The following is an 18,233-nucleotide window of genomic DNA, read 5'->3' on the forward strand; positions in this document are numbered from 1 at the left end:
CCCCGTCCAGCGGACGGGGGCCTCTCGCGCGTTCCGGCGGCCACCCTTCAGGGTCCCGCGCCGAGCCTGCGAGGCGTGGGGGGAAGGGTGGTCCTTCTTCAGACCCGGGTGGAACCCCAGGACTCGAACGCCTCGCCCCACCGCTCCATCGAGGTCAGCTCGCCGGCCGCCTCGCGGTAGCGCCGCTGCAGCTCCGGCCACTCCTGGTACATCTGCCGCAGCAGCTGGGTGGATCCGGCCGACAGCCGGCGGAACGTCTTCGGGTCACGCTGCCGGAAGGTCACCCCGCGGCCGTCGGCGGTGCCCACGGTCGCGCTGTCGAGCCGGGCGAGCAGGAACCAGCGGGCGTCCTGGAAGGCCAGGTTCAGCTGCGGCACCTCCCGGTGCGCCGGGTCGACGGGCGAGACGTTGTTCGCGATCGCCTTCACCAGGGTCGTGCCGATCTGCTTCGGCGTCACCGGTATCCGGCGGAACCGGATCGCCTCGGCCGTGCTCATCGAGGGCAGCGGCAGGTCGGCGGAGGAGGGCAGCACCCGACCGTCCGGGTGGGTGGACCGTTGCTCGCGGGCCTTGCCCACGGATCCGGCCATCCCCTCGAAGAGGTGCCCCGGGCCGGCCATGAAGTCCCGGTAGGCCATCTGGTGCAGCTCGACCGTGGAGTACTGGAGGTTGATCAGGAACCGGAGGTCGTGCTTGATCATCTCCGGGAACAGCTTGCCGCCGTGCTTGTGCGGCGAGTGCAGGGCCGCCGCGATCAGTCGGTTGCGGATGTGGAAGTACGCCTGCCAGTCGCTGGCGTCGTCCTTGTCCCCCCAGGAGAGGTGCCAGATCGCCGTACCGGGGAGCGAGACCGTCGGGTAGCCGGCGGCGAAGGCCCGCAGGCCGTACTCGGCGTCGTCCCACTTGATGAAGACCGGCAGCGGCATGCCGATCTCCTCGAACACCGTCCGGGGGATGAGGCACATCCACCAGCCGTTGTAGTCGACGTCGATGCGGCGGTGCAGGTCCGGTGACTCCCGCAGCGAGTGCTCCCCGAAGTCGTGGAAGTACTCGGTGTTCGGGGCGTTGCGCCAGAAGAAGTTGGACCGGTCGACGATCTCGCCCATGGTGTGCAGCACCGAGCGGTCCTGCAGGGCGAGCATCTGCCCACCGACGAGCATCGGCTTGCGGCAGTAGGCGGCGAACGCCCGCGCGCGCAGGATGCTGTCCGGCTCGAGCTGGATGTCGTCGTCGAGCAGGATGTGGTGGGTCACGTCGCTGTTGGCGAACGACTCGTACATGGTCCGGGCGAACCCGCCGCTGCCGCCCAGGTTGGGCTGCTCGACGATCCGCAACCGGTCACCCAGGGCCGCCGCGACCTGCGGGTAGTGGGCGGCGTCGCGGACGTGGTTGTTCCCCTGGTCGGCGACGGTCACCAGGTGCAGTGCCTCGCGCACGGTGTCGTCCTCGACCAGTGCGGTCAGGGCGGCGACCGCGTCGACCGGGCGGTTGTACGTGCAGATCCCGATGCCCAGCCGCGGTTGCTCGACCGGGGCCTGCGGGGCGTACCAGGCCGCCCGGTGGACGGTCGTGTCCTCCTCGGTGGTGACGTCGAACCAGTACCAGCCGCCGTCGATGAACGGCCCCAGGTCCAGCTCGAACTCGAAGGTCTGCTCGTCACCGCCCTCGTGGGTGGCGCCGGTGATGTGCATCGACTCGCCGTCGGCCTTGGAGCGGTAGACGTCGACGCGGCAGGTGCCCGAGATCGTCACCTGCAGCACCACGGACTCCAGGACGCTCCACCGCCGCCAGTAGCTGGCCGGGAAGGCGTTGAAGTAGGTGGCGAAGGAGAGCTCGGACGCTGCGCTGACGTCCGCGCTGAACCGGTCGCGGGCTCGGACCCGCCCGGCGTTCACCTCGTCGAGGTAGAGGCTGCGCACCTTGAGCTGGTCGGCGGGGCGGGGCATGAGCACCCGCTGCAGGAGCTCGACGGCCCTGCCGGGGACGAGGTCCTCGGCAGTGGGCTCGCTGACGACCTCGGGGGAGACCGGGGCGTCGGGCGGGGCGATCTCGTCGGTCGTGGTCATGGGCGGTCAGTCCTCCAGACGGCCGTCGAGGGAGCCGCCCTGGTCGAAGAAGGGTCGGATGCGGTTGTCGAACATGCTCAGCGCCGACCCGATGGCCATGTGCATGTCCAGGTACTTGTACGTGCCCAGCCGGCCACCGAAGAGGACCCGCTTCTCCGCGGCCTCCTTCTTGGCCAGCTCGCGGTAGGTCTCGAGCTTGGCGCGGTCCTCGGGGGTGTTGATCGGGTAGTACGGCTCGTCGCCGGTCGAGGCGTTGCGCGAGTACTCCCGCACCACCACGGTCTTGTCCGTGGGGTAGTCGCGCTCGGGGTGGAAGTGCCGGAACTCGTGGATCCGGGTGTAGGGCACGTCCTCGTCGGCGTAGTTCATCACCGGGGTGCCCTGGAAGTCGCCGATCGGCAGGACCTCCTGCTCGAAGTCCAGCGTCCGCCAGCCCAGCTCGCCGGCCTGGTAGTCGAAGTACTTGTCGATCGGGCCGGTGAACACGGTCGGCACGTCGGTGGGGAGGGAGTCCCGGACGTCGAACCAGTCGGTGTTCAGCCGGACCTCGATGTTCGGGTGGTCGGCCATCCTGGTCAGCCAGGCGGTGTACCCGTCGACCGGGAGGCCCTCGTAGGTGTCGTTGAAGTACCGGTTGTCGAAGGTGTAGCGCACCGGCAGCCGGGCGATGACCTCGGCGGGCAGCTCCGTCGGGTCGGTCTGCCACTGCTTCTTGGTGTAGCCGCGGATGAACGCCTCGTACAGCGGGCGCCCGATCAGCGAGATCGCCTTCTCCTCCAGGTTGGCCGCCTGGCCGGTCTCGATCTCGCCGGCCTGCTCGGCCACCAGGGCCCGGGCCTCGGCAGGGGAGAAGCTCTTGCCGAAGTAGCCGCAGATGGTGCTCAGGTTGATCGGCATCGAGTAGGTCTGGCCCGAGTAGATGCTGAAGACCCGGTGCTGGTAGCCGGTGAACTCGGTGAACCGGTTCACGTAGTCCCACACCCGCTTGTTGGAGGTGTGGAACAGGTGGGCGCCGTAGCGGTGGATCTCGATGCCGGTCTCGGGCTCGGCCTCGGAGTAGGCGTTGCCGCCGAGGTGGTCGCGGCGGTCGATGACCAGTACCCGCTTTCCCAGCTCGGTGGCCACCCGCTCGGCCACCGTCAGGCCGAAGAAACCGGAGCCGACGACGACGAGGTCAGGACGCGCGGAAGTCACGAGGACCGACGGTACCCGGATGGTCACCGTCCCCACGACCGCAACCCGGGCGCGGCGGCGATGTGGTGACCCGTTCCGTCACATCGCCCCCAGGAGCCACCCGAGCCCCCGGGAGCGACCGGTCAGGGGCCGACCGGGACCAGGTCCAGCGCACCGGGGCCGCGCCAGTTGGAGTCGACCGGCCAGGGTGCGTCCGCCGCCTCCGGGCCGCCGACCCAGATCACCGCCTGGGTGGGCACGGCGGCGGGCGCCGGGTCGAGGTTGGCGAAGTTCAGCTGCAGCAGCCACCGCATCAGCGGGCCGGCCTCGCGCTCCCGCTGGTCGATCATCGGTTGCAGGGTTCCGCGGTCGGAGAACAGGTCGACGATGTCGCAGCGGCAGTAGTACGCCAGCGTGCCGATCTCGCCGGGGCTGCGCACCACCTCCTCGCCGACGCGCTCGCCGATCGCCGTGCCGGCGGTCTCGTACTGGGCGGCCGTGGCCCAGTTGGTCATGATCGGCACCTGGGTCCAGGGGAGCGGCCGCTGCGCGGCGAAGCCGACGTCGGCCGCGAGCACCAGGACGCCCGCGGTGGCCCACACCAGGGCGGGCGTCGCGGGCCGCCGGCCGGGCTCGGGCGAGCTCCCGGACCGGGGGTCCCCGCGGCCGGCGGTACCGGCCGCGACGGCGGCCACGAGGGTCAGCGCGATCACCGACGGGGCGTAGTACCAGTGGTACGGCGGCGGGGCCAGCAACGAGTAGGCCGCGTAGTGCAGGACACCGCCCAGGCCGAGCGCGGCGACCGCGCCCAGCCCGGCCCAGCGCGGTCGCCGCCACGCCCGGGTGGCCGGCCAGGCCAGCAGCGCGACCAGCCCGAGCAGCACGGGGAGGGCGGTCACCGCGGTCGCCGCCGGGTAGACGTCCAGGTACAGCCCCGGGCCGTTGCCGAACGCCCACGGCCCCCAGCCGGCGCTGGTCACCGTCTTGATCACCAGGGTGTCCGGCACCAGCGCACCGAGCGCGATCCAGCTGAACACGAACCAGGGGGCGACGGTCGCAGCCGCCACCAGGACCACCCGGACCGCCCGGCGGCGCATCGCGCCGACGGCCAGGAGCAGCACCAGCGGGAAGACGCCGAGGTCCAGGCGGGTGAGCACCAGCGCTCCGGTGAGGACGCCGAACAGCGCCGGGCGGTCCTCGACGGCGGCCACCGTCAGCCACACCAGCAGGGCGGCGGCCAGCGCCATCTCCATGCCCACGACCGAGAGCATCAGCGGGGAGAGCAGCACCATGCCGACACCGAGGGCCACCGTGACCGGCCCCAGCCGTGCGGCCCCGGCCAGCCGGGACAGCCCCCAGGCCTGCGCGGCGGTGAGCAGCACGAAGACCAGGCCCAGCCCCCACACCGCATCCCGGACGACGAACGCCGCGGCGCCGAGGACGAGGACGTTGAGCGGCGAGGTGGCGCTGTTGGCCGTGCGGTACTCGGTCAGCCCCCAGTGCAGGTGCTCGGCGAGGTTCCGGGCGTAGGAGAGGGTGATGTACGCGTCGTCGATCAGGCTGCCGCGGACCAGCAGGAACACCAGCGCGGCGGCCACCGCACCCAGCCCGGCGGCGAGCACGTGCCGGCGCCGGGCGGGGTACCGGGCGTCGGGACGGTCGTCGGCGACGGCGCTGGTGTCCAGGGATTGCACCGGTCCGACGCTACTGCGTCGGGCGCTGCCGGGTCAGCCGACCGGTTCGAGGTAGAGGGCCGCCGGACCGGTCGCCGGGGACGTGGTCGGCCATGACGGCACCCCCTCGGGCACCTCGCCCTGCGTCCACACCAGCCGGTAGTCCAGCTCCCGGGGTTCCTCGTCCCGGTCGAGGCGGGCGAAGTTCAGCTCGAGCAGGAAGCGGCCGACCGGGCCGGCCTCGTCGATCCGCTGCTCGATCAACGGCAACGTGATCCCGGGGTCGGAGAACATGTCCACCATCGAGCAGTCGCACCCGTATGCCAGCGTGCCGATCTCCGGCGGGGCCAGCACGGTGGCGTCGCCGATCTCCTCGTGCACGGCCGCACCGATGTCCCGGTACTCGGACGGCAGCGCCCAGGAGCCGAAGTAGACGGGGTACTGCCACGGCAGGGAACGTCCGTCCAGGGACACGACGGCCAGGGCGGCGAACAGCGCCGCGGTGCCCACCGGGCCGGCCAGCCGGACTTCCCGCCGGGAGACGGGGGTGGTCTGCCGGAGCACCAGCGCCAGGCCGAAGACGCCGGCCAGCCCGAGCGCGACGGTGCTGGGCACGTAGTACCACTGGTACGGCGGCACCTCGAGCAGTGAGTAGGCGGCGTAGTAGGCGGCGCCGCCGAGGCCGACAGCGGCCACCGGCCACAGGTGCGCCGACAGCCGGCGCCGCACGCCGGCGACCAGGATCGCGACCACGGTCACCGCGCCTGCGGCCGCCGGCGCGAGGGCCAGGGCGATGGGCAGCTCGCCGCGACCGGCCCACAGGGTCCACAGCCCGTTGAAGAAGGTCTGGTTCCCGAAGGACTCCTGCAGCGTCTTGATCACGAACGTGGCCGGGATGGCGGAGCCGAAGTGCCACCAGCTGAACGCGTACCAGGGCAGGGCCACCGCCGAGGCCACGGCCGGGGCGACCCACCAGCGTCGCCGCAGCGCCGGGGTGAGCAGGTAGACGACGGCCACGATGACGCCGAGGTCCAGCCGGGTCAGCACCAGCAGGCCGGCCAGCACGCCGAAGGCGACCCGCCGGCCCCGGACCGCCTGCGCGGTGAGCCCCATGAGGAACGCCGAGATCGGCAGCACCTCCAGGCCCAGCGCGGAGTTGACGAACGGGTTGGCGAGGACGACGACCAGCACCGCCAGGGACCACGCGCCGGACACGCCCAGCCGGCGGGCCGTCCGCGCCGCCCAGACGGCCAGCGCCGCGGACAGCACGGCGGTGAGCAGGCCCAGGCCGAGCACCGGCCGGACGTCGCCGGTGACCACGGAGAGCAGCCACGTGCTCAGCGACAGCATCAGCACGTTGAGCGGTGAGGTGGCGGCGTTGGACTCCTCGGTCGGGATCATCCCCCAGTGCAGGTCCCGGGCGACGTTCCGGACGTAGTCCAGCGTGATGTACGCGTCGTCGATGAGGCCGCGGTGCGCCGCCCAGATGACCAGGCCGCCGATCACGGCACCGGGCAGGGCCCACCACAGGTCGGCGCGCGCCCCGGGCGGCCGGGCCGCACCGCCGTCGGCTGCCGGCGGCGCGCCTGCCCCGTCCCGTTCCGCCGTGCTCGTTGCCATGGGTACTCCTGGGGTACGGGGTGCGGCGTGCGGGCGTTCCGGGACCGTGCTGCCTGCCCGGACCGCCCGGTCCGAAACCTCCGGGTGGACCGCCTCTAGGGTCGACGCGTGGCTACGACCGCACCGATGCCCCCGCTGCGGGTGGTGGCGGTGACCTACTCGCCCGGTGACACGCTCACCGGCTTCATCGAGTCCCTCGCCGCGGCGACCACCCGGCCGGTGGAGGTGGTGCTCGCCGACAACGGCTCCACCGACGGGGCGCCGGAGCGGGCGGCGGCCCGGTACCCGCACGTGCACCTGCTCCGCACCGGCGGCAACGTCGGCTACGGCGCGGCGGCCAACGCCGCCCTCGCCGACGTGCGGGAGGGGCGCGCGCTGATCGCCAACCCCGACGTCCGGTTCGAGCCCGGCTCGGTCGACGAGCTGCTCACCGTGGCCGGTCGCTGGCCGCGGGCCGCCACCGTCGGCCCGGCCATCCGCACGCCCGAGGGCGAGCTCTACCCCTCCGCACGCGACCTGCCCGCGCTGGGCACCGGCATCGGCCACGCACTGGTCGGCTGGGCCTGGCCGGCGAACCCGTGGACGGCGCGGTACCGGCGCGAGCGCGAGGCGCCCCGGGAGCGGCCGGCCGGCTGGCTGTCGGGTTCCTGCTTCCTCGTGGACCTGGCGGCCTTCCACTCCGTCGGTGGGTTCGATCCGGGCTACTTCATGTACTTCGAGGACGTCGACCTGGCCGAGCGGCTGGGCCGGCGGGGCTGGCTGAACGTCTACGCCCCGTCGGCCGTCGTGGTCCACGAGGGGGGCCACGCCACCCGCCGCGAGCCGCACCGGATGCAGCGGGTGCACCACACCAGCGCGCTGCGCTACCTGGCCGGGCAGTACCCCGGCCGCCGCCATGCGCCGCTGCGTGCGGCCCTGCGGCTCGGTCTGGGCGGCCGGATGCTGGTGTCCTACGTCAGCGGCCGGGTGGCCGCCGGAGCCCGCTTCCAGCGGGCGGCCGGCGAGCTGGACCGCAGGGCCTGACGGTGCGCCACGCGGTGATCATGGCCGGCGGCTCCGGGACACGGTTGTGGCCGCTCTCCCGGGCGCACCGGCCCAAGCAGTTGCTCGACATCGTGGCGGGGGATGCCGGGCACGGAGGGGACGCCGGGCGCGGGGGGCAGGGCGGAGCGCACAGCCTGCTGGCCGAGGCGTTCAGCCGTCTCGAGGCGGTGCTGCCGGCCGAGCGGATCTGGGTCTGCACCGCCGCGCGCTACGGCGACCAGGTGCGCGCGGCGCTGCCGGAGCTGCGGGCCGACCGGCTGGTGCTCGAGCCGGTGGCCCGGGACACCGCCAATGCCATCGGCCTGGCCGCGGCGCTGGTCGCCGACGTCGACCCGGACGCCGAGCTCGCCGTGGTCAGCGCCGACCACGTGATCCGGCCCGTCGAGCGGTTCGCCGCCGCGGTGAACACCGCCTACGACCTGCTGTCCGTCCGGCCGCGGGCCCTGGTCACCCTGGGCGTCACGCCCACGTCGGCCGCCACCGGGTTCGGTTACGTGCAGAAGGGTGCGCGCACCGAGGTCCAGGGCGCGGCGGAGGTCGCGTCCTTCCGGGAGAAGCCCGACCGGGCCACCGCGCAGCGGTACCTCGACAGCGGCCAGTACCTGTGGAACTCCGGCATGTTCGTGTGGCGCGCGCGGACCGTGCTCGACGCGCTCGCCGAGCACCTTCCGGAGTCCGCCGCCGGGCTCGGCCGCATCGTGGCCGCCCCGGCCGGGCCGGTCCGGGACGCGGTGCTGGCCGAGGTGTTCCCGACGCTGCCGAAGATCAGCGTCGACTACGCCGTCCTCGAGCCGGCTGCCGCCGAACCGGGCCGGGTCGCCGTCGTCGACCTCGACGTCGAGTGGCTCGACGTCGGATCCTGGCCGGCGCTGGCGCACACGCTGGACACCGACCCGGCAGGCAACGCCGTCCGCGGGCTGACCGTGCTGCTCGACAGCAGCGGCAACGTGGTGCTCAGCGACGATCCCGGGCACCTCGTGGCGCTGGTCGGGGTGCGCGACAGCGTCGTGGTGCACACCGCCGACGTGACCATGGTCTGCCCGGTCGGCGACGCCGAGCGGGTCAAGTCGCTGCTGGCCGAGGTGCAGGGGCGCCTGGGCGACGGCTTCGCCTGAAGAAGGACCTCGTTCCGGGATACTTTGGCGCGCATGAAGGACTTCGACGTCGCAGCAGTGGTCACCGGTGGCGCCTCGGGCCTGGGGGAGGCGACCACCCGGGCGCTGGCCGCACGGGGCGCAGCGGTCACGATCCTGGATCTGCAGGCCGACCGCGGTGAGGCGCTGGCCGCCGAGCTGGGCGGGCACACCACGTTCGTGCGCACCGACGTCACCGACGAGGAGTCGGTGCAGGCCGGGATCGCCGACGCCACCGGCAAGGACCGGCCGCTGCGGATCGCGGTGAACTGCGCCGGCATCGGCTGGGCCGCCCGCACGCTGGGCCGCGACGGCTCCCCGCACGAGCTGGCCCCGTTCACCCGCACCGTGATGGTCAACCTCGTCGGCACGTTCAACGTGCTCCGGCTGGCCGCCGCGGCGATGGCGCGCACGGAGCCCGGTGCGGACGGCGAGCGCGGCGTCGTGGTCAACACCGCCTCGATCGCCGCCTACGACGGGCAGATCGGCCAGATCGCCTACGCCGCCTCCAAGGGCGGCATCGTCGGGCTGACCCTGCCCGCCGCCCGCGACCTGTCCTCGGTGGGCGTCCGGGTGTGCACCATCGCACCGGGTCTGGTCGACACCCCGCTGCTGGCCGGCCTGCCCGAGGAGGCCCGGACCAGCCTCGCCGCCGGCATCCCCTTCCCGCGGCGGCTGGGCCGCCCGGAGGACTTCGCCGAGCTGGCGCTGGCGATCGTCGAGCACGGGTACCTCAACGGCGAGGTCGTCCGGATGGACGCCGCGCTGCGGATGGCCCCGCGCTGAGGGAGGCTCCCTTGCCCCCCACCACTCGCAAGCTCGCGGCGGGACCCTGCACGGGGGCCGACGCGCTCACGACGGCCGACTGGACCGCGGTGTGGCGGCCGGACTGGCCGCTGGACGTGCGCCGGGTGCTGTCCCGCGACCGCCGCGGTGTCGGCGACCCGACGCTGCAGTACGCCGAGTCCGGGGTCTGGCGGACCACCACCACCCCGGACGGGCCGTCGACGGTGCGGCTGTGGGGCACCGCTGCCGAGCTGCGGATCGCCGCCTGGGGGCCGGGCGCGGCCTGGGCAGGGACGGCGGTGCCCGGGTGGCTCGGCGCCGAGGACGTGCCCGGGGGTTTCCCGGTGGGGGAGCACCCCCTGGTCGACCGGCTGCACCGCAGCACCCCCTGGCTGCGGCTGGGCCGTACCGGTCGCACCTGGGACGCTCTGGTGCCGGCCGTGCTGGAGCAGAAGGTGACCGGTCTCGAGGCGCACCGCACGTGGCGCGAGCTGCTGCGGCTGACCGGGGACGCGGCGCCGGGTCCGGCGCCGGCCGGGATGCGCGTCGTCCCGTCCGCGCAGCGGGTGCTGGAGGTGACCGACTGGCAGTGGCACCGCTGCGGCCTGGACGGCGCCCGGCGGCGGGCGCTGCGGGCGGTCGCCTCGGTCGCCGCCCGGCTGGAGGTCACCGACCACACCGACTGCGCCGACCTGCGCCGGCGGCTGCAGTCGGTGCCGGGCATCGGGGTGTGGACGGCCGCCGAGGTGGCGCAGCGCGCCGTGGGGTGCCCGGATTCGGTCAGCGTGGGCGACTACCACCTGAAGAACCTGGTGGGCTGGTCGCTGGCCGGCCGGAAGACCGACGACGACGGGATGCTGGCGCTGCTCGAGCCGTGGCGCGGGCACCGGCAGCGGGTCGTCCGGCTGCTGGAGGTCGGCGGCAGCATGCCGCCCAAGCGGGGCCCGCGGATGGCGCCCACCGACCACCGGGCCCTGTAGGCCCTCCTGCAGGGGCCCGCCGCGAGCTTGCGAGTGGTGGGGGGCAGGAGGGTTCTTCTTCAGCGGCCCTAGCGGAGCAGGCCGAGCAGGTAGTCGCCGTAGCCGCTCCTGGCCAGCGGCACGGCGGCGGCGTGCAGGGCGTCGTCGTCCAGCCAGCCGTTGCGCCAGGCGACCTCCTCGATGCAGCCGATCTTGAGCCCCTGCCGCTCCTCGACCACGGAGACGAACTCGGTGGCCTGCCGCAGCGAGGTGAACGTGCCGGTGTCCAGCCAGGCGGTGCCCCGGTCGAGCACGGTGACGGTGAGCCGGCCCTGGCGCAGGTAGTGCTCGTTGACCGCGGTGATCTCCAGCTCACCCCGGGCGCTGGGGGTGATGCCGCTGGCCACCTCGACCACGTCGGGGGCGTAGAAGTACAGCCCCGGGACGGCGTAGGAGCTCTTCGGCCGCGCGGGCTTCTCCTCGATCGACAGCACCCGCCCGTCGGCGTCGAAATCCACCACGCCGTAGTCGCTGGGGTTGGCCACGTGGTAGGCGAACACGTGCCCGCCATCGGGATCGGGCAGCCGGGACAGCGCCGTGCCCAGCCCCGCGCCGTAGAAGATGTTGTCGCCCAGCACGAGGGCCGCGGCCTGCCCGGCGAGGAACTCCGCGGCGATGAGGAACGCCTGCGCCAGGCCCTCCGGCCGGGGCTGCACGGCGTACTCGATCCGCATGCCCAGCCGCGAACCATCACCCAGCAGGGCCCGGAAGGCGGCCTGGTCGCCGGCCGTGGTGATCACCAGCACCTCCCGGACGCCGGCCATCATCAGCGTCGAGAGCGGGTAGTAGATCATCGGCTTGTCGTAGACCGGCATCAGCTGCTTGCTGACGGCCTGGGTGATCGGATAGAGCCGGCTGCCGGTGCCACCGGCCAGGATGATGCCCCGCATGCGGCGCAACGCTAACGGGCGTGGCCGGGCTGACGGGCGTGGCCGGGCTAACGGGCGTGGCCGGCCGGGCTGCCCGCCGCACCGGCCGGTCCGGGATCGGCCTCCGCGCCCACCCGCAGCCGGCCGACCAGTGACGACGCCCCCGGGCTGCTGACCGGCTCCCAGCGGGTCGCCCAGCCTTCGGCCCGCAGGTGCACCAGCGCCACTCCGACCACGGCGCCGACGTTGAGGGCGGTGGTGAGCCCGGTGGCGTCGGTGAGGTGCACGTCGATCACGCCGTCGTCGTCCTGCCCCCAGGACAGCACCACCGGGAACTCGGGCAACGCGGCGGCGGCCACCCGGAACGCGGCGGCCACCGCGGCCTGGTCCCCGTCGCGGAACCCGATCCGGGTGGCCGGCGCGCGGCCGGCGACCACGTCCCGGCTGCCCAGCGGGAACAGGTCGCCGGGCCCCACCCGGACCAGCGGCCGGGTGCCGGGGTCGGGCGACGGCGCGGGGACGGCGAGCCCGCGGACCACGGCGACCGGCACCCCGGCCAGCTTGCCCTTCACCAGGTCGGCCGCGGCGGCCAGTTCGTCGACCAGCGCGATCTGGGTGGTCTCCAGCCGGTTGCCGTGCGCGTCGACCGCGCCCCGGAGGTCCAGCAGGGCCGGCAACCCGGCCGAGCCGATCGCCACGTCGGTCAGGCCGTCGCGCCACGTGCGGCCGAACGTGTCGCTCACCACCACGGCCACCGAGACGCCGAGCAGCCCGGCGAGGCGGGAGCGCAGCCGCCGGGCGGAGGCGTCGGCGTCGACCGGCAGCAGGACCAGCGCGTCGGCGGCGACGTTCGAGGCGTCGATGCCGGCGGCCGCCACCACCCAGCCGTGCCGGGTCTCGACGATCGACAGCGGCCCGCGGCGGGCCACCACGCGCACCGTCTCCGCGGCCACCGCCCGCTGGCGGGCCTCCTCCCGGTCGGTGCCGGGCTCGAGGCGCACCAGGTTGCCCTCGACCTTGGACACCGCCTTGGAGGTGACCACCACGACGTCGCCGTCGGCGAGCCAGGGGGCCGCCGCGGCGATCGCGGCCGCCAGGTCGTCGCCAGGGACGAACTCGGGCAGCCCGGGCACCGGGTGGATCGAGAGGCCCGCCGGCGGCTCAGCCGGCGGCTCAGCCGGCGGCTGAGGGGGCTCCTCAGGCATCAGGCCCCTCGGCCCCGTTCCGGGCACCGCCCTGAGCTCGCGAAGGGTGGGGAGAACGGGGTCCTGCTGCTTCCAGGGCGGCGTCCAGCGCGGCGCGGGCCAGGTCGCGGGTCGCCGCCGGGGAGCTCATCAGCAGCGGCACGGCCCGCACGTCGACGCCCGGCACGGTGGCGTCGTCTCCGGTGTGCACCAGCCAGGCGTCCAGCACCCCGCCCTCGGCGCGGGCGCCGTAATGGCGCCCCACCCCCTCGGCGGTCACCTCCACCCCGATCACCGGCAGGCACCGGTCGGCCATGCCGCGGACGACCGAGCCGGCGACGATCGGCGAGATCCCGACCACCCGGCCCCGCGCGGCGGCCAGCGCCTCCCGGATGCCGGGCACGCCCAGCACGGTGCCGATCGAGACCACCGGATTCGAGGGGGCGAGCAGCACGGCGTCGGCGGCGGCCAGCGCCTCGACCACGCCCGGGGCGGGCCGGGCCTCGTCCACGCCCACCTGCACGAAGGAGTGCGCCGCCAGGGCCGCGCGGTGCCGCACCCACCACTCCTGGAAGTGGATGGCCTGCGGGCGGCCGGTGGTGGGATCGGTCACGACCACGTGGGTCTCGACCCGCTGGTCGCTCATCGGCAGCAGCCGGACCCCCGGCCGCCAGCGGTCGGCCAGCGCCGCGGTCACCGCCGAGAGCGGGTAGCCGGCGTCCAGCATCCGGGTGCGGACGAGGTGGGTGGCCAGGTCGCGGTCGCCGAGGCCGAACCAGCTCGGCTCGGCCCCGTAGGCGGCCAGTTCGTCCTTCACCGTCCAGGTCTCACCGCGCCGGCCCCATCCGCGCTCCTCGGCTATCCCGTCACCGAGCGTGTACATCACGGTGTCGAGATCGGGGCAGATCCGGAGTCCGTGCAGGGTCACGTCGTCGCCGGTGTTCACCACGGCGGTGACCTGGGCGCCCGGGGCGGCGGCCAGCACGCCGCGCAGGAAACGGGCGCCGCCGACGCCTCCGGCCAGCACGACGATCTGCACCCGGTCATCCTGCCCGATGGCAGAAGTCCACGGGCGACCCGGATCGGGACTGCCGGAGAGATGATGATCTGTACGAAACCTGTGCGTGACCGTGGGCAGAAGGTGCCCTGGGAGGCGGCGTGTCGAGGGTCTTCGTGACCTCTTCGAGACAGGCGGTGACCGCTGTGACGGATGGGGTCCGGCGTTACACCTCGTCAACTTGACCGCGACTCAACGACACGCGTGTAATTCCGTCGTTGTCATCAGGCGCTGGCCGCTCGGGAACCGCCCGGGAACGCTCGCCGTGACGAGACGTGAGGGGACGCATCGTGATGGCCGAGGTTTCGTGGTTGAGCGAGTACAAGAGCGCCGCAGCCGGTGCCGCGCCGGTCGAGCGGCCGGGTGACGTGCTGGGGCTGGGCGCCGGGGGTGGGGCCGCGTTCGACATCGGCCTCACCGGTGGGCCGCTCGGTGGGCTGGACGCCGATGAGCAGGGCTGGCAGGAGAGCGCCCTGTGCGCCGAGACCGACCCCGAGGCGTTCTTCCCGGAGAAGGGCGGCTCGACCCGCGAGGCGAAGAAGATCTGCACCGGCTGCGAGGTCCGGGCCGAGTGCCTGGAGTTCGCACTGTCCAACGACGAGCGCTTCGGCATCTGGGGCGGCCTGTCCGAGCGTGAGCGCCGCCGCCTGCGCCGTCGCGCCGGCTGAAAGAGGACCTCGTCGCCCCCCGCACCTCGCGAGCTCGGCGCGGGCCCCTACGACGAGGCCGAAGGGCCGCTCGTCCCGGCCGGACCGGCCGTGTGGTCGACTGGTCGGTGTGCTGACCCGGGTCGCCGTCGGACGTGCCCGAGTGGTCCAGGAGATCCGCGCGGCCGCGCCGCTCATGTCCGAACCCGCAGCTCCCCTCACCGCCCGAGGGCCGTGGCTGACCGCCGTTCTCAACGAGCAGTCGGCGCCCCTCCTCGCCTCCGCCCGGCCGCGGGCGGTGGTGGTCGAGCAGCATCAGCAGGGTCGTCCCGACGGGACGGCCCTGCTGTCGTTCCGGCGCCGGGGACCCTCGACCGCGGTGACGTTGCTGGGCGACGCCGCCGGGCCCGTGCCCGGCGGGAGCCCGTCGAGCAGGTTGTACGCCCGGGACGACGGCATCGCCGGCCGGCTCGCCGACGGCGTGGTGGACCAGCTCGCCCGGGTCCGCGGCCCCTGGACGCTGCGGCTGACCGGCCTGCCGCTCGGCGACCCCACCGTGTGCCGGCTGGCCGCGGTGCTGGCCACCGCCGAGGTCGCCACCAGCCGCAGCCGCCGACTGGTCGACGAGCTGGACGCGGTCGGCGAGGTGCGGCGCAGCCGCGACCCCGGCGAGCTCGAGCACTGGCTGCCGGGGCTGCTGGCGCGGCTGCCGGCGCGGGAGCAGCGCTTCGCCCGGGCCGCGGCCCGGCTGCACGCCGCGATCGGCCGGGTGGAGGTCGCCGTGCTGCCCGGTCGGGAGCGACCGGCCGCCGTGCTGCTCACCCTGCTGGACGGGCCCGATGCGGCCATCCGGCTGCCGTGGTGGGGATTCTCCGACGTCGGCGGGCTGGACCGGGCGCTCGGCTCGCCCGTCGTCACCCTCACCGCGTCCGCCGGGTTCCGCGGTCTCGCCCGCCGGGTCTGAGCGGGGCTGCGGTCAGCCGCGCAACTGCAGGACGTTCGCGCCGGGCCGGTCCGTGGTCGGGGCGCTGTCCGGACCGAGCCGCAGCACGCCGCCGGCCGGAGTGCGGCCGTCGCGTTCGGGCCCCTCGGCGGTGAGGGTCGCGCGGATCGGGTAGCTGCGCCCGGTGTAGGCCGCCGGGCCCGCCGGTGGGCGGGTGTAGGTGGCGATGCGGCCGGCCAGCTCCAGCCGGTCGCCGGCGCGGGTCATCCGCAGGCCGGGGCTGCTGAGGTCGGCGTACTCGGTGGCCCCTCGCGCGCACCCGGCCGATTCCGGGTCCGCCGGCGGCTCCCGGACCAGGCAGTTGAACGTCGGCAGCCGGACGTGGGCGAGCGACCGCTCCCCGTCGCTGCTGACGTCGAAATCCGGCCGGGTCACCGTCACGCCCACCGCCCGTCGCTCCAGCAGCACGGTGCCGAAGCTCGCCCGGGCCGTCAGGCCGTCGTCGCCGGGCGCCACCGACCGGTCGGCGAGCGCCCCGGCGGCGACCTCGGTCGGAGCCGGCTCCGCCGGGGTCGGCTCCAGCGGGGTCGGCTCCGGTGGGGTGGGCGACGGCACGGGCGAGGAGGCCGGCGTCCCGTCGCCCGCCGGGTCGTCGCCGCCCACCAGGGCGATGACGGCGGCGACCAGCACGAGCACGGCCGCGGCCGAGGCCATCGCCAGCAGCGTGCGCCGGGCCGAGAGGGCGTCGGGGGAGTGCCGCCCGGCACCGGACCGGCGGGCGGGCCGCGTCGCCGTCGCGCCGGTGGCCGGAGCCGGCCCGGCGACCGCCGCCGGCGGAGGGTCGGGCGAGCCCGGGGGGTGCTCGAGGAAGCCGGGCAGGTCGTCCACCTCGCGGACCTGTCGCGCGCCCGGGACGGGCGCCGTCGTCCCGCCCGGGCCGCCGGTCCCGGCGCCGCCCCGGCGGCCCGACCGGCCGGCGACCAGGGTCGCGGCCGCCGCCCCCAGGACCGCACCCAGGAGCAGGGCGGCGGCCACCCAGCTCACCAGCGCGGTGCTGGAGACCGCCGCGGCGGTCACGCGCGCGCTCCCGGCGTGCCTGCGAGGACGCCGGAGGGGAGGCTCGGCCGGTGTGGTCCGCGGTGCGTGGTCATCTCAGGGCCCAGCATGGCAAAGCCGCCCGGGGCGGCCGGGCGGGCGGCGCCGGTCAGCCGGTGGGGTCGATCTCCTCGGGGTCGCGGCCCAGCAGCACCGCGACCTGGTCGACGACCACGTCGCGGACCAGGTCGGCGAGGTCGTCCCGGTCGGTCGCCCGGATCTCCAGCGGCCGCCGGTAGACCACGATCCGCGCCGGGTGCTCGCGCCCGTCCTCGCGGTGCGCGGGGAGCACCCGAGCCAGCGGGACACTGCCGTCGTCGAGGACGTCGGCGTCCAGCACCACGTCGTCGGGGCTGGAGTGGTCGACCCACGGCACGTCCTCGACGGCGAACTCGACCCCGGCCAGCTCGCGCTCCCACCGCCGCTCCAGGTCCTCGACGGCGTCGAGGACGAGGTCGTCGAACTGCTCGGCGCGGCTGCGGGACAGCGGAACGCCCGGCGGCACCAGGCGGCCACGCAGGCCGCGGCCGTGACGGTCGCGCCGGGCGCGGGCAGGGGGACGGTCCATCGCAGGGGGCAGCCTACGTCCCCGCGGACCGTCGCCGGACGGATCGGCGGCCGTCATCGGGGCATCCGCCGCCACGCCCAGGAGGGGAGCAGCCGCAGCACGGCGAACAGCGGGCGCAGCGCGCCGGGCACCCACACCACCGGCCGTCCCCGCTGCAGGGCCCGCACCGTGGCGTCGGCCACCTGGGCGGGGGTGCTGGACAGCGGTGCCGGGCTCATCCCGGCGGTCATCCGGCCGACGACGAAGCCGGGCCGGACCAGCAGCAGCCCGACGCCGGAGCCGTGCAGGGCGGCGGCCAGGCCGCCGGCGAACCCGTCGAGGCCGGCCTTCGCCGAGCCGTAGACGTAGTTCGCCCGGCGCACCCGCACCCCTGCCACGGAGGAGAAGACGACGAGCCGGCCCGATCCCTGGGCGCGCAGCAGCCGGGCGAGGTGGGTGAGCACCGACACCTGCGCCACGTAGTCGGTGTGGACGACGGCCACGGCGTGCGCGGCGTCGGTCTCCGCGCGGGACTGGTCACCGAGCACGCCGAACGCCAGGACGGCGACCGACACCGGGCCGTGCGCCAGCGCCTCGCCGAGCACGTGCCCGTGCCGGCCGAGATCGTCGGCGTCGAACTCCAGCCGCACGACGTCGGTGGCGCCGGCCGCCCGCAGCCGGGCCTCCTCGTCGTCGAGTTCCGCGCTGCGCCGGGCGGCCAGCACCACCCGCCGGTCGCCGGTGCGGACCAGACGCACGGCCAGTTCCAGGCCGATCTCGCTGCGCGCACCGAGCAGCAGGACCGTGCCGGTCGGGATCGTCACCGGCCCACTCTCCCAAGATCGGCGGCGAGTGGACGTATCGACTTGCGGTGCGCCTGCTCCCCAGGACGCCGGGTCGCGGTTAGTGTGCCTGTCTGTGAGGACCCGGTGGTGAGGCAGTCACGTCGCTGCTCGCGCAGCGGCTGCGCGCAACCGGCAGCGGCGACACTGACCTACGTGTACGCGGAGTCGACGGCCGTCGTCGGCCCGTTGGCGACCTACTCGGAGCCGCACAGCTACGACCTGTGCGAATTGCACGCCGAGCGGCTGACCGTGCCGCGTGGCTGGGAGGTCGTCCGGCACGAGATCGACACCGACGAAGGCCCGACCGGTGACGACCTGCTCGCCCTCGCCGACGCGGTCCGCGAGGCGGCCCGTCCGGAGCCCCCGCGCGACCCGGCCGACGACGGCAGGGGCACCCGCCGCGGGCACCTGCGCGTCCTGCCCAACCTGCCCTAGCCCGGGGCTTTCATGTCGGGACTGCATAGCGCAAAGTTGATCAAACGGAAGGTGCCCCTGACCTGCGATAATCGGGACTGTCGAGGAACCGAGAAGC

The 18,233-nt window shown here is 74.6% G+C and carries 17 protein-coding genes; 7 read left to right on the plus strand and 10 right to left on the minus strand.

What is annotated here, in order from left to right; all coding sequences use genetic code 11:
• Nucleotides 1-98 precede the first annotated feature (98 nt).
• The 4 genes from ACYVG5_RS14115 to ACYVG5_RS14130 all read right to left on the minus strand — a co-directional run bounded on the left by ACYVG5_RS14115 (nucleotide 99) and on the right by ACYVG5_RS14130 (nucleotide 6,532).
• A complete protein-coding gene (locus ACYVG5_RS14115) occupies nucleotides 99-2,066 on the minus strand; it encodes a glycosyltransferase (protein ID WP_222049891.1) in 1,968 nt (655 codons plus the stop codon).
• A gap of 6 nt (nucleotides 2,067-2,072) precedes the next feature.
• Nucleotides 2,073-3,260 carry a UDP-galactopyranose mutase gene (glf, locus tag ACYVG5_RS14120; protein WP_222049890.1) on the minus strand — a complete coding sequence of 396 codons (1,188 nt, stop codon included), beginning with the start codon at nucleotides 3,258-3,260 and terminating at the stop codon, nucleotides 2,073-2,075.
• Between the two features lie 122 nt (nucleotides 3,261-3,382).
• Nucleotides 3,383-4,933, minus strand: coding sequence for a hypothetical protein (locus tag ACYVG5_RS14125; RefSeq protein WP_222049889.1), 1,551 nt, complete (start codon nucleotides 4,931-4,933; stop codon nucleotides 3,383-3,385).
• A 33-nt stretch (nucleotides 4,934-4,966) separates the two neighbouring features.
• On the minus strand, nucleotides 4,967-6,532 hold the full coding sequence (locus ACYVG5_RS14130) for a glycosyltransferase family protein (RefSeq protein WP_222049888.1): 1,566 nt from the start codon (nucleotides 6,530-6,532) through the stop codon (nucleotides 4,967-4,969).
• Between the two features lie 108 nt (nucleotides 6,533-6,640).
• Here ACYVG5_RS14130 and ACYVG5_RS14135 point away from each other — a divergent pair, with 108 nt between their 5' ends.
• The 4 genes from ACYVG5_RS14135 to ACYVG5_RS14150 are packed head-to-tail and all read left to right on the plus strand — an operon-like array spanning nucleotide 6,641 to nucleotide 10,475.
• Nucleotides 6,641-7,555, plus strand: a complete 915-nt coding sequence (locus ACYVG5_RS14135) for a glycosyltransferase family 2 protein (RefSeq protein WP_460683267.1) — start codon at nucleotides 6,641-6,643, stop codon at nucleotides 7,553-7,555.
• A gap of 2 nt (nucleotides 7,556-7,557) precedes the next feature.
• Nucleotides 7,558-8,691, plus strand: a complete 1,134-nt coding sequence (locus tag ACYVG5_RS14140; RefSeq protein ID WP_222049887.1) for a mannose-1-phosphate guanylyltransferase — start codon at nucleotides 7,558-7,560, stop codon at nucleotides 8,689-8,691.
• Nucleotides 8,692-8,724: 33 nt separating this feature from the next.
• Entirely contained in the window at nucleotides 8,725-9,495 is a 771-nt protein-coding gene (locus ACYVG5_RS14145) for an SDR family NAD(P)-dependent oxidoreductase (RefSeq protein ID WP_222049886.1), read from the plus strand.
• 11 nt (nucleotides 9,496-9,506) lie between these two features.
• Entirely contained in the window at nucleotides 9,507-10,475 is a 969-nt protein-coding gene (locus tag ACYVG5_RS14150) for a DNA-3-methyladenine glycosylase family protein (RefSeq protein ID WP_246630819.1), read from the plus strand.
• Between the two features lie 68 nt (nucleotides 10,476-10,543).
• Here ACYVG5_RS14150 and rfbA read toward each other — a convergent pair whose 3' ends face one another.
• From rfbA to cofD, 3 genes are read right to left on the minus strand one after another with little or no spacing between them, the layout of a single operon-like run.
• Nucleotides 10,544-11,404: a glucose-1-phosphate thymidylyltransferase RfbA gene (rfbA, locus tag ACYVG5_RS14155; protein WP_222049885.1), complete on the minus strand. Its 861-nt coding sequence runs from the start codon at nucleotides 11,402-11,404 to the stop codon at nucleotides 10,544-10,546.
• Between the two features lie 47 nt (nucleotides 11,405-11,451).
• On the minus strand, nucleotides 11,452-12,588 hold the full coding sequence (locus ACYVG5_RS14160; protein WP_222049884.1) for a coenzyme F420-0:L-glutamate ligase: 1,137 nt from the start codon (nucleotides 12,586-12,588) through the stop codon (nucleotides 11,452-11,454).
• The gene (gene cofD, locus ACYVG5_RS14165; RefSeq protein WP_222049883.1) at nucleotides 12,581-13,606 is read right to left on the minus strand and encodes a 2-phospho-L-lactate transferase; all 1,026 of its coding nucleotides are present in this window, start codon (nucleotides 13,604-13,606) and stop codon (nucleotides 12,581-12,583) included. The genes ACYVG5_RS14160 and cofD overlap by 8 nt, the downstream gene beginning before the upstream one ends.
• A 425-nt stretch (nucleotides 13,607-14,031) precedes the next feature.
• Here cofD and ACYVG5_RS14170 point away from each other — a divergent pair, with 425 nt between their 5' ends.
• Complete coding sequence (locus ACYVG5_RS14170; protein WP_460683272.1) at nucleotides 14,032-14,292, plus strand: WhiB family transcriptional regulator; 261 nt, start codon at nucleotides 14,032-14,034, stop codon at nucleotides 14,290-14,292.
• A 142-nt stretch (nucleotides 14,293-14,434) separates the two neighbouring features.
• Entirely contained in the window at nucleotides 14,435-15,235 is an 801-nt protein-coding gene (locus ACYVG5_RS14175; protein WP_460683268.1) for a hypothetical protein, read from the plus strand.
• Nucleotides 15,236-15,247: 12 nt separating this feature from the next.
• On the opposite strand, the gene ACYVG5_RS14180 is transcribed toward ACYVG5_RS14175, so the two are convergent.
• The 3 genes from ACYVG5_RS14180 to ACYVG5_RS14190 all read right to left on the minus strand — a co-directional run bounded on the left by ACYVG5_RS14180 (nucleotide 15,248) and on the right by ACYVG5_RS14190 (nucleotide 17,680).
• Nucleotides 15,248-16,291 (minus strand): hypothetical protein, encoded by a 1,044-nt coding sequence (locus ACYVG5_RS14180; protein ID WP_222049882.1) that lies wholly within the window; start codon nucleotides 16,289-16,291, stop codon nucleotides 15,248-15,250.
• Nucleotides 16,292-16,418: 127 nt separating this feature from the next.
• Entirely contained in the window at nucleotides 16,419-16,877 is a 459-nt protein-coding gene (locus ACYVG5_RS14185) for a metallopeptidase family protein (RefSeq protein WP_222049953.1), read from the minus strand.
• Between the two features lie 53 nt (nucleotides 16,878-16,930).
• On the minus strand, nucleotides 16,931-17,680 hold the full coding sequence (locus tag ACYVG5_RS14190) for an SDR family NAD(P)-dependent oxidoreductase (RefSeq protein ID WP_460683269.1): 750 nt from the start codon (nucleotides 17,678-17,680) through the stop codon (nucleotides 16,931-16,933).
• 108 nt (nucleotides 17,681-17,788) lie between these two features.
• On the opposite strand from ACYVG5_RS14190, the gene ACYVG5_RS14195 reads away from it, so the two are divergent.
• Nucleotides 17,789-18,136, plus strand: a complete 348-nt coding sequence (locus ACYVG5_RS14195) for a DUF3499 domain-containing protein (protein WP_460683270.1) — start codon at nucleotides 17,789-17,791, stop codon at nucleotides 18,134-18,136.
• Nucleotides 18,137-18,233: the final 97 nt, after the last annotated feature.

This window comes from Modestobacter lapidis, from assembly GCF_054780755.1.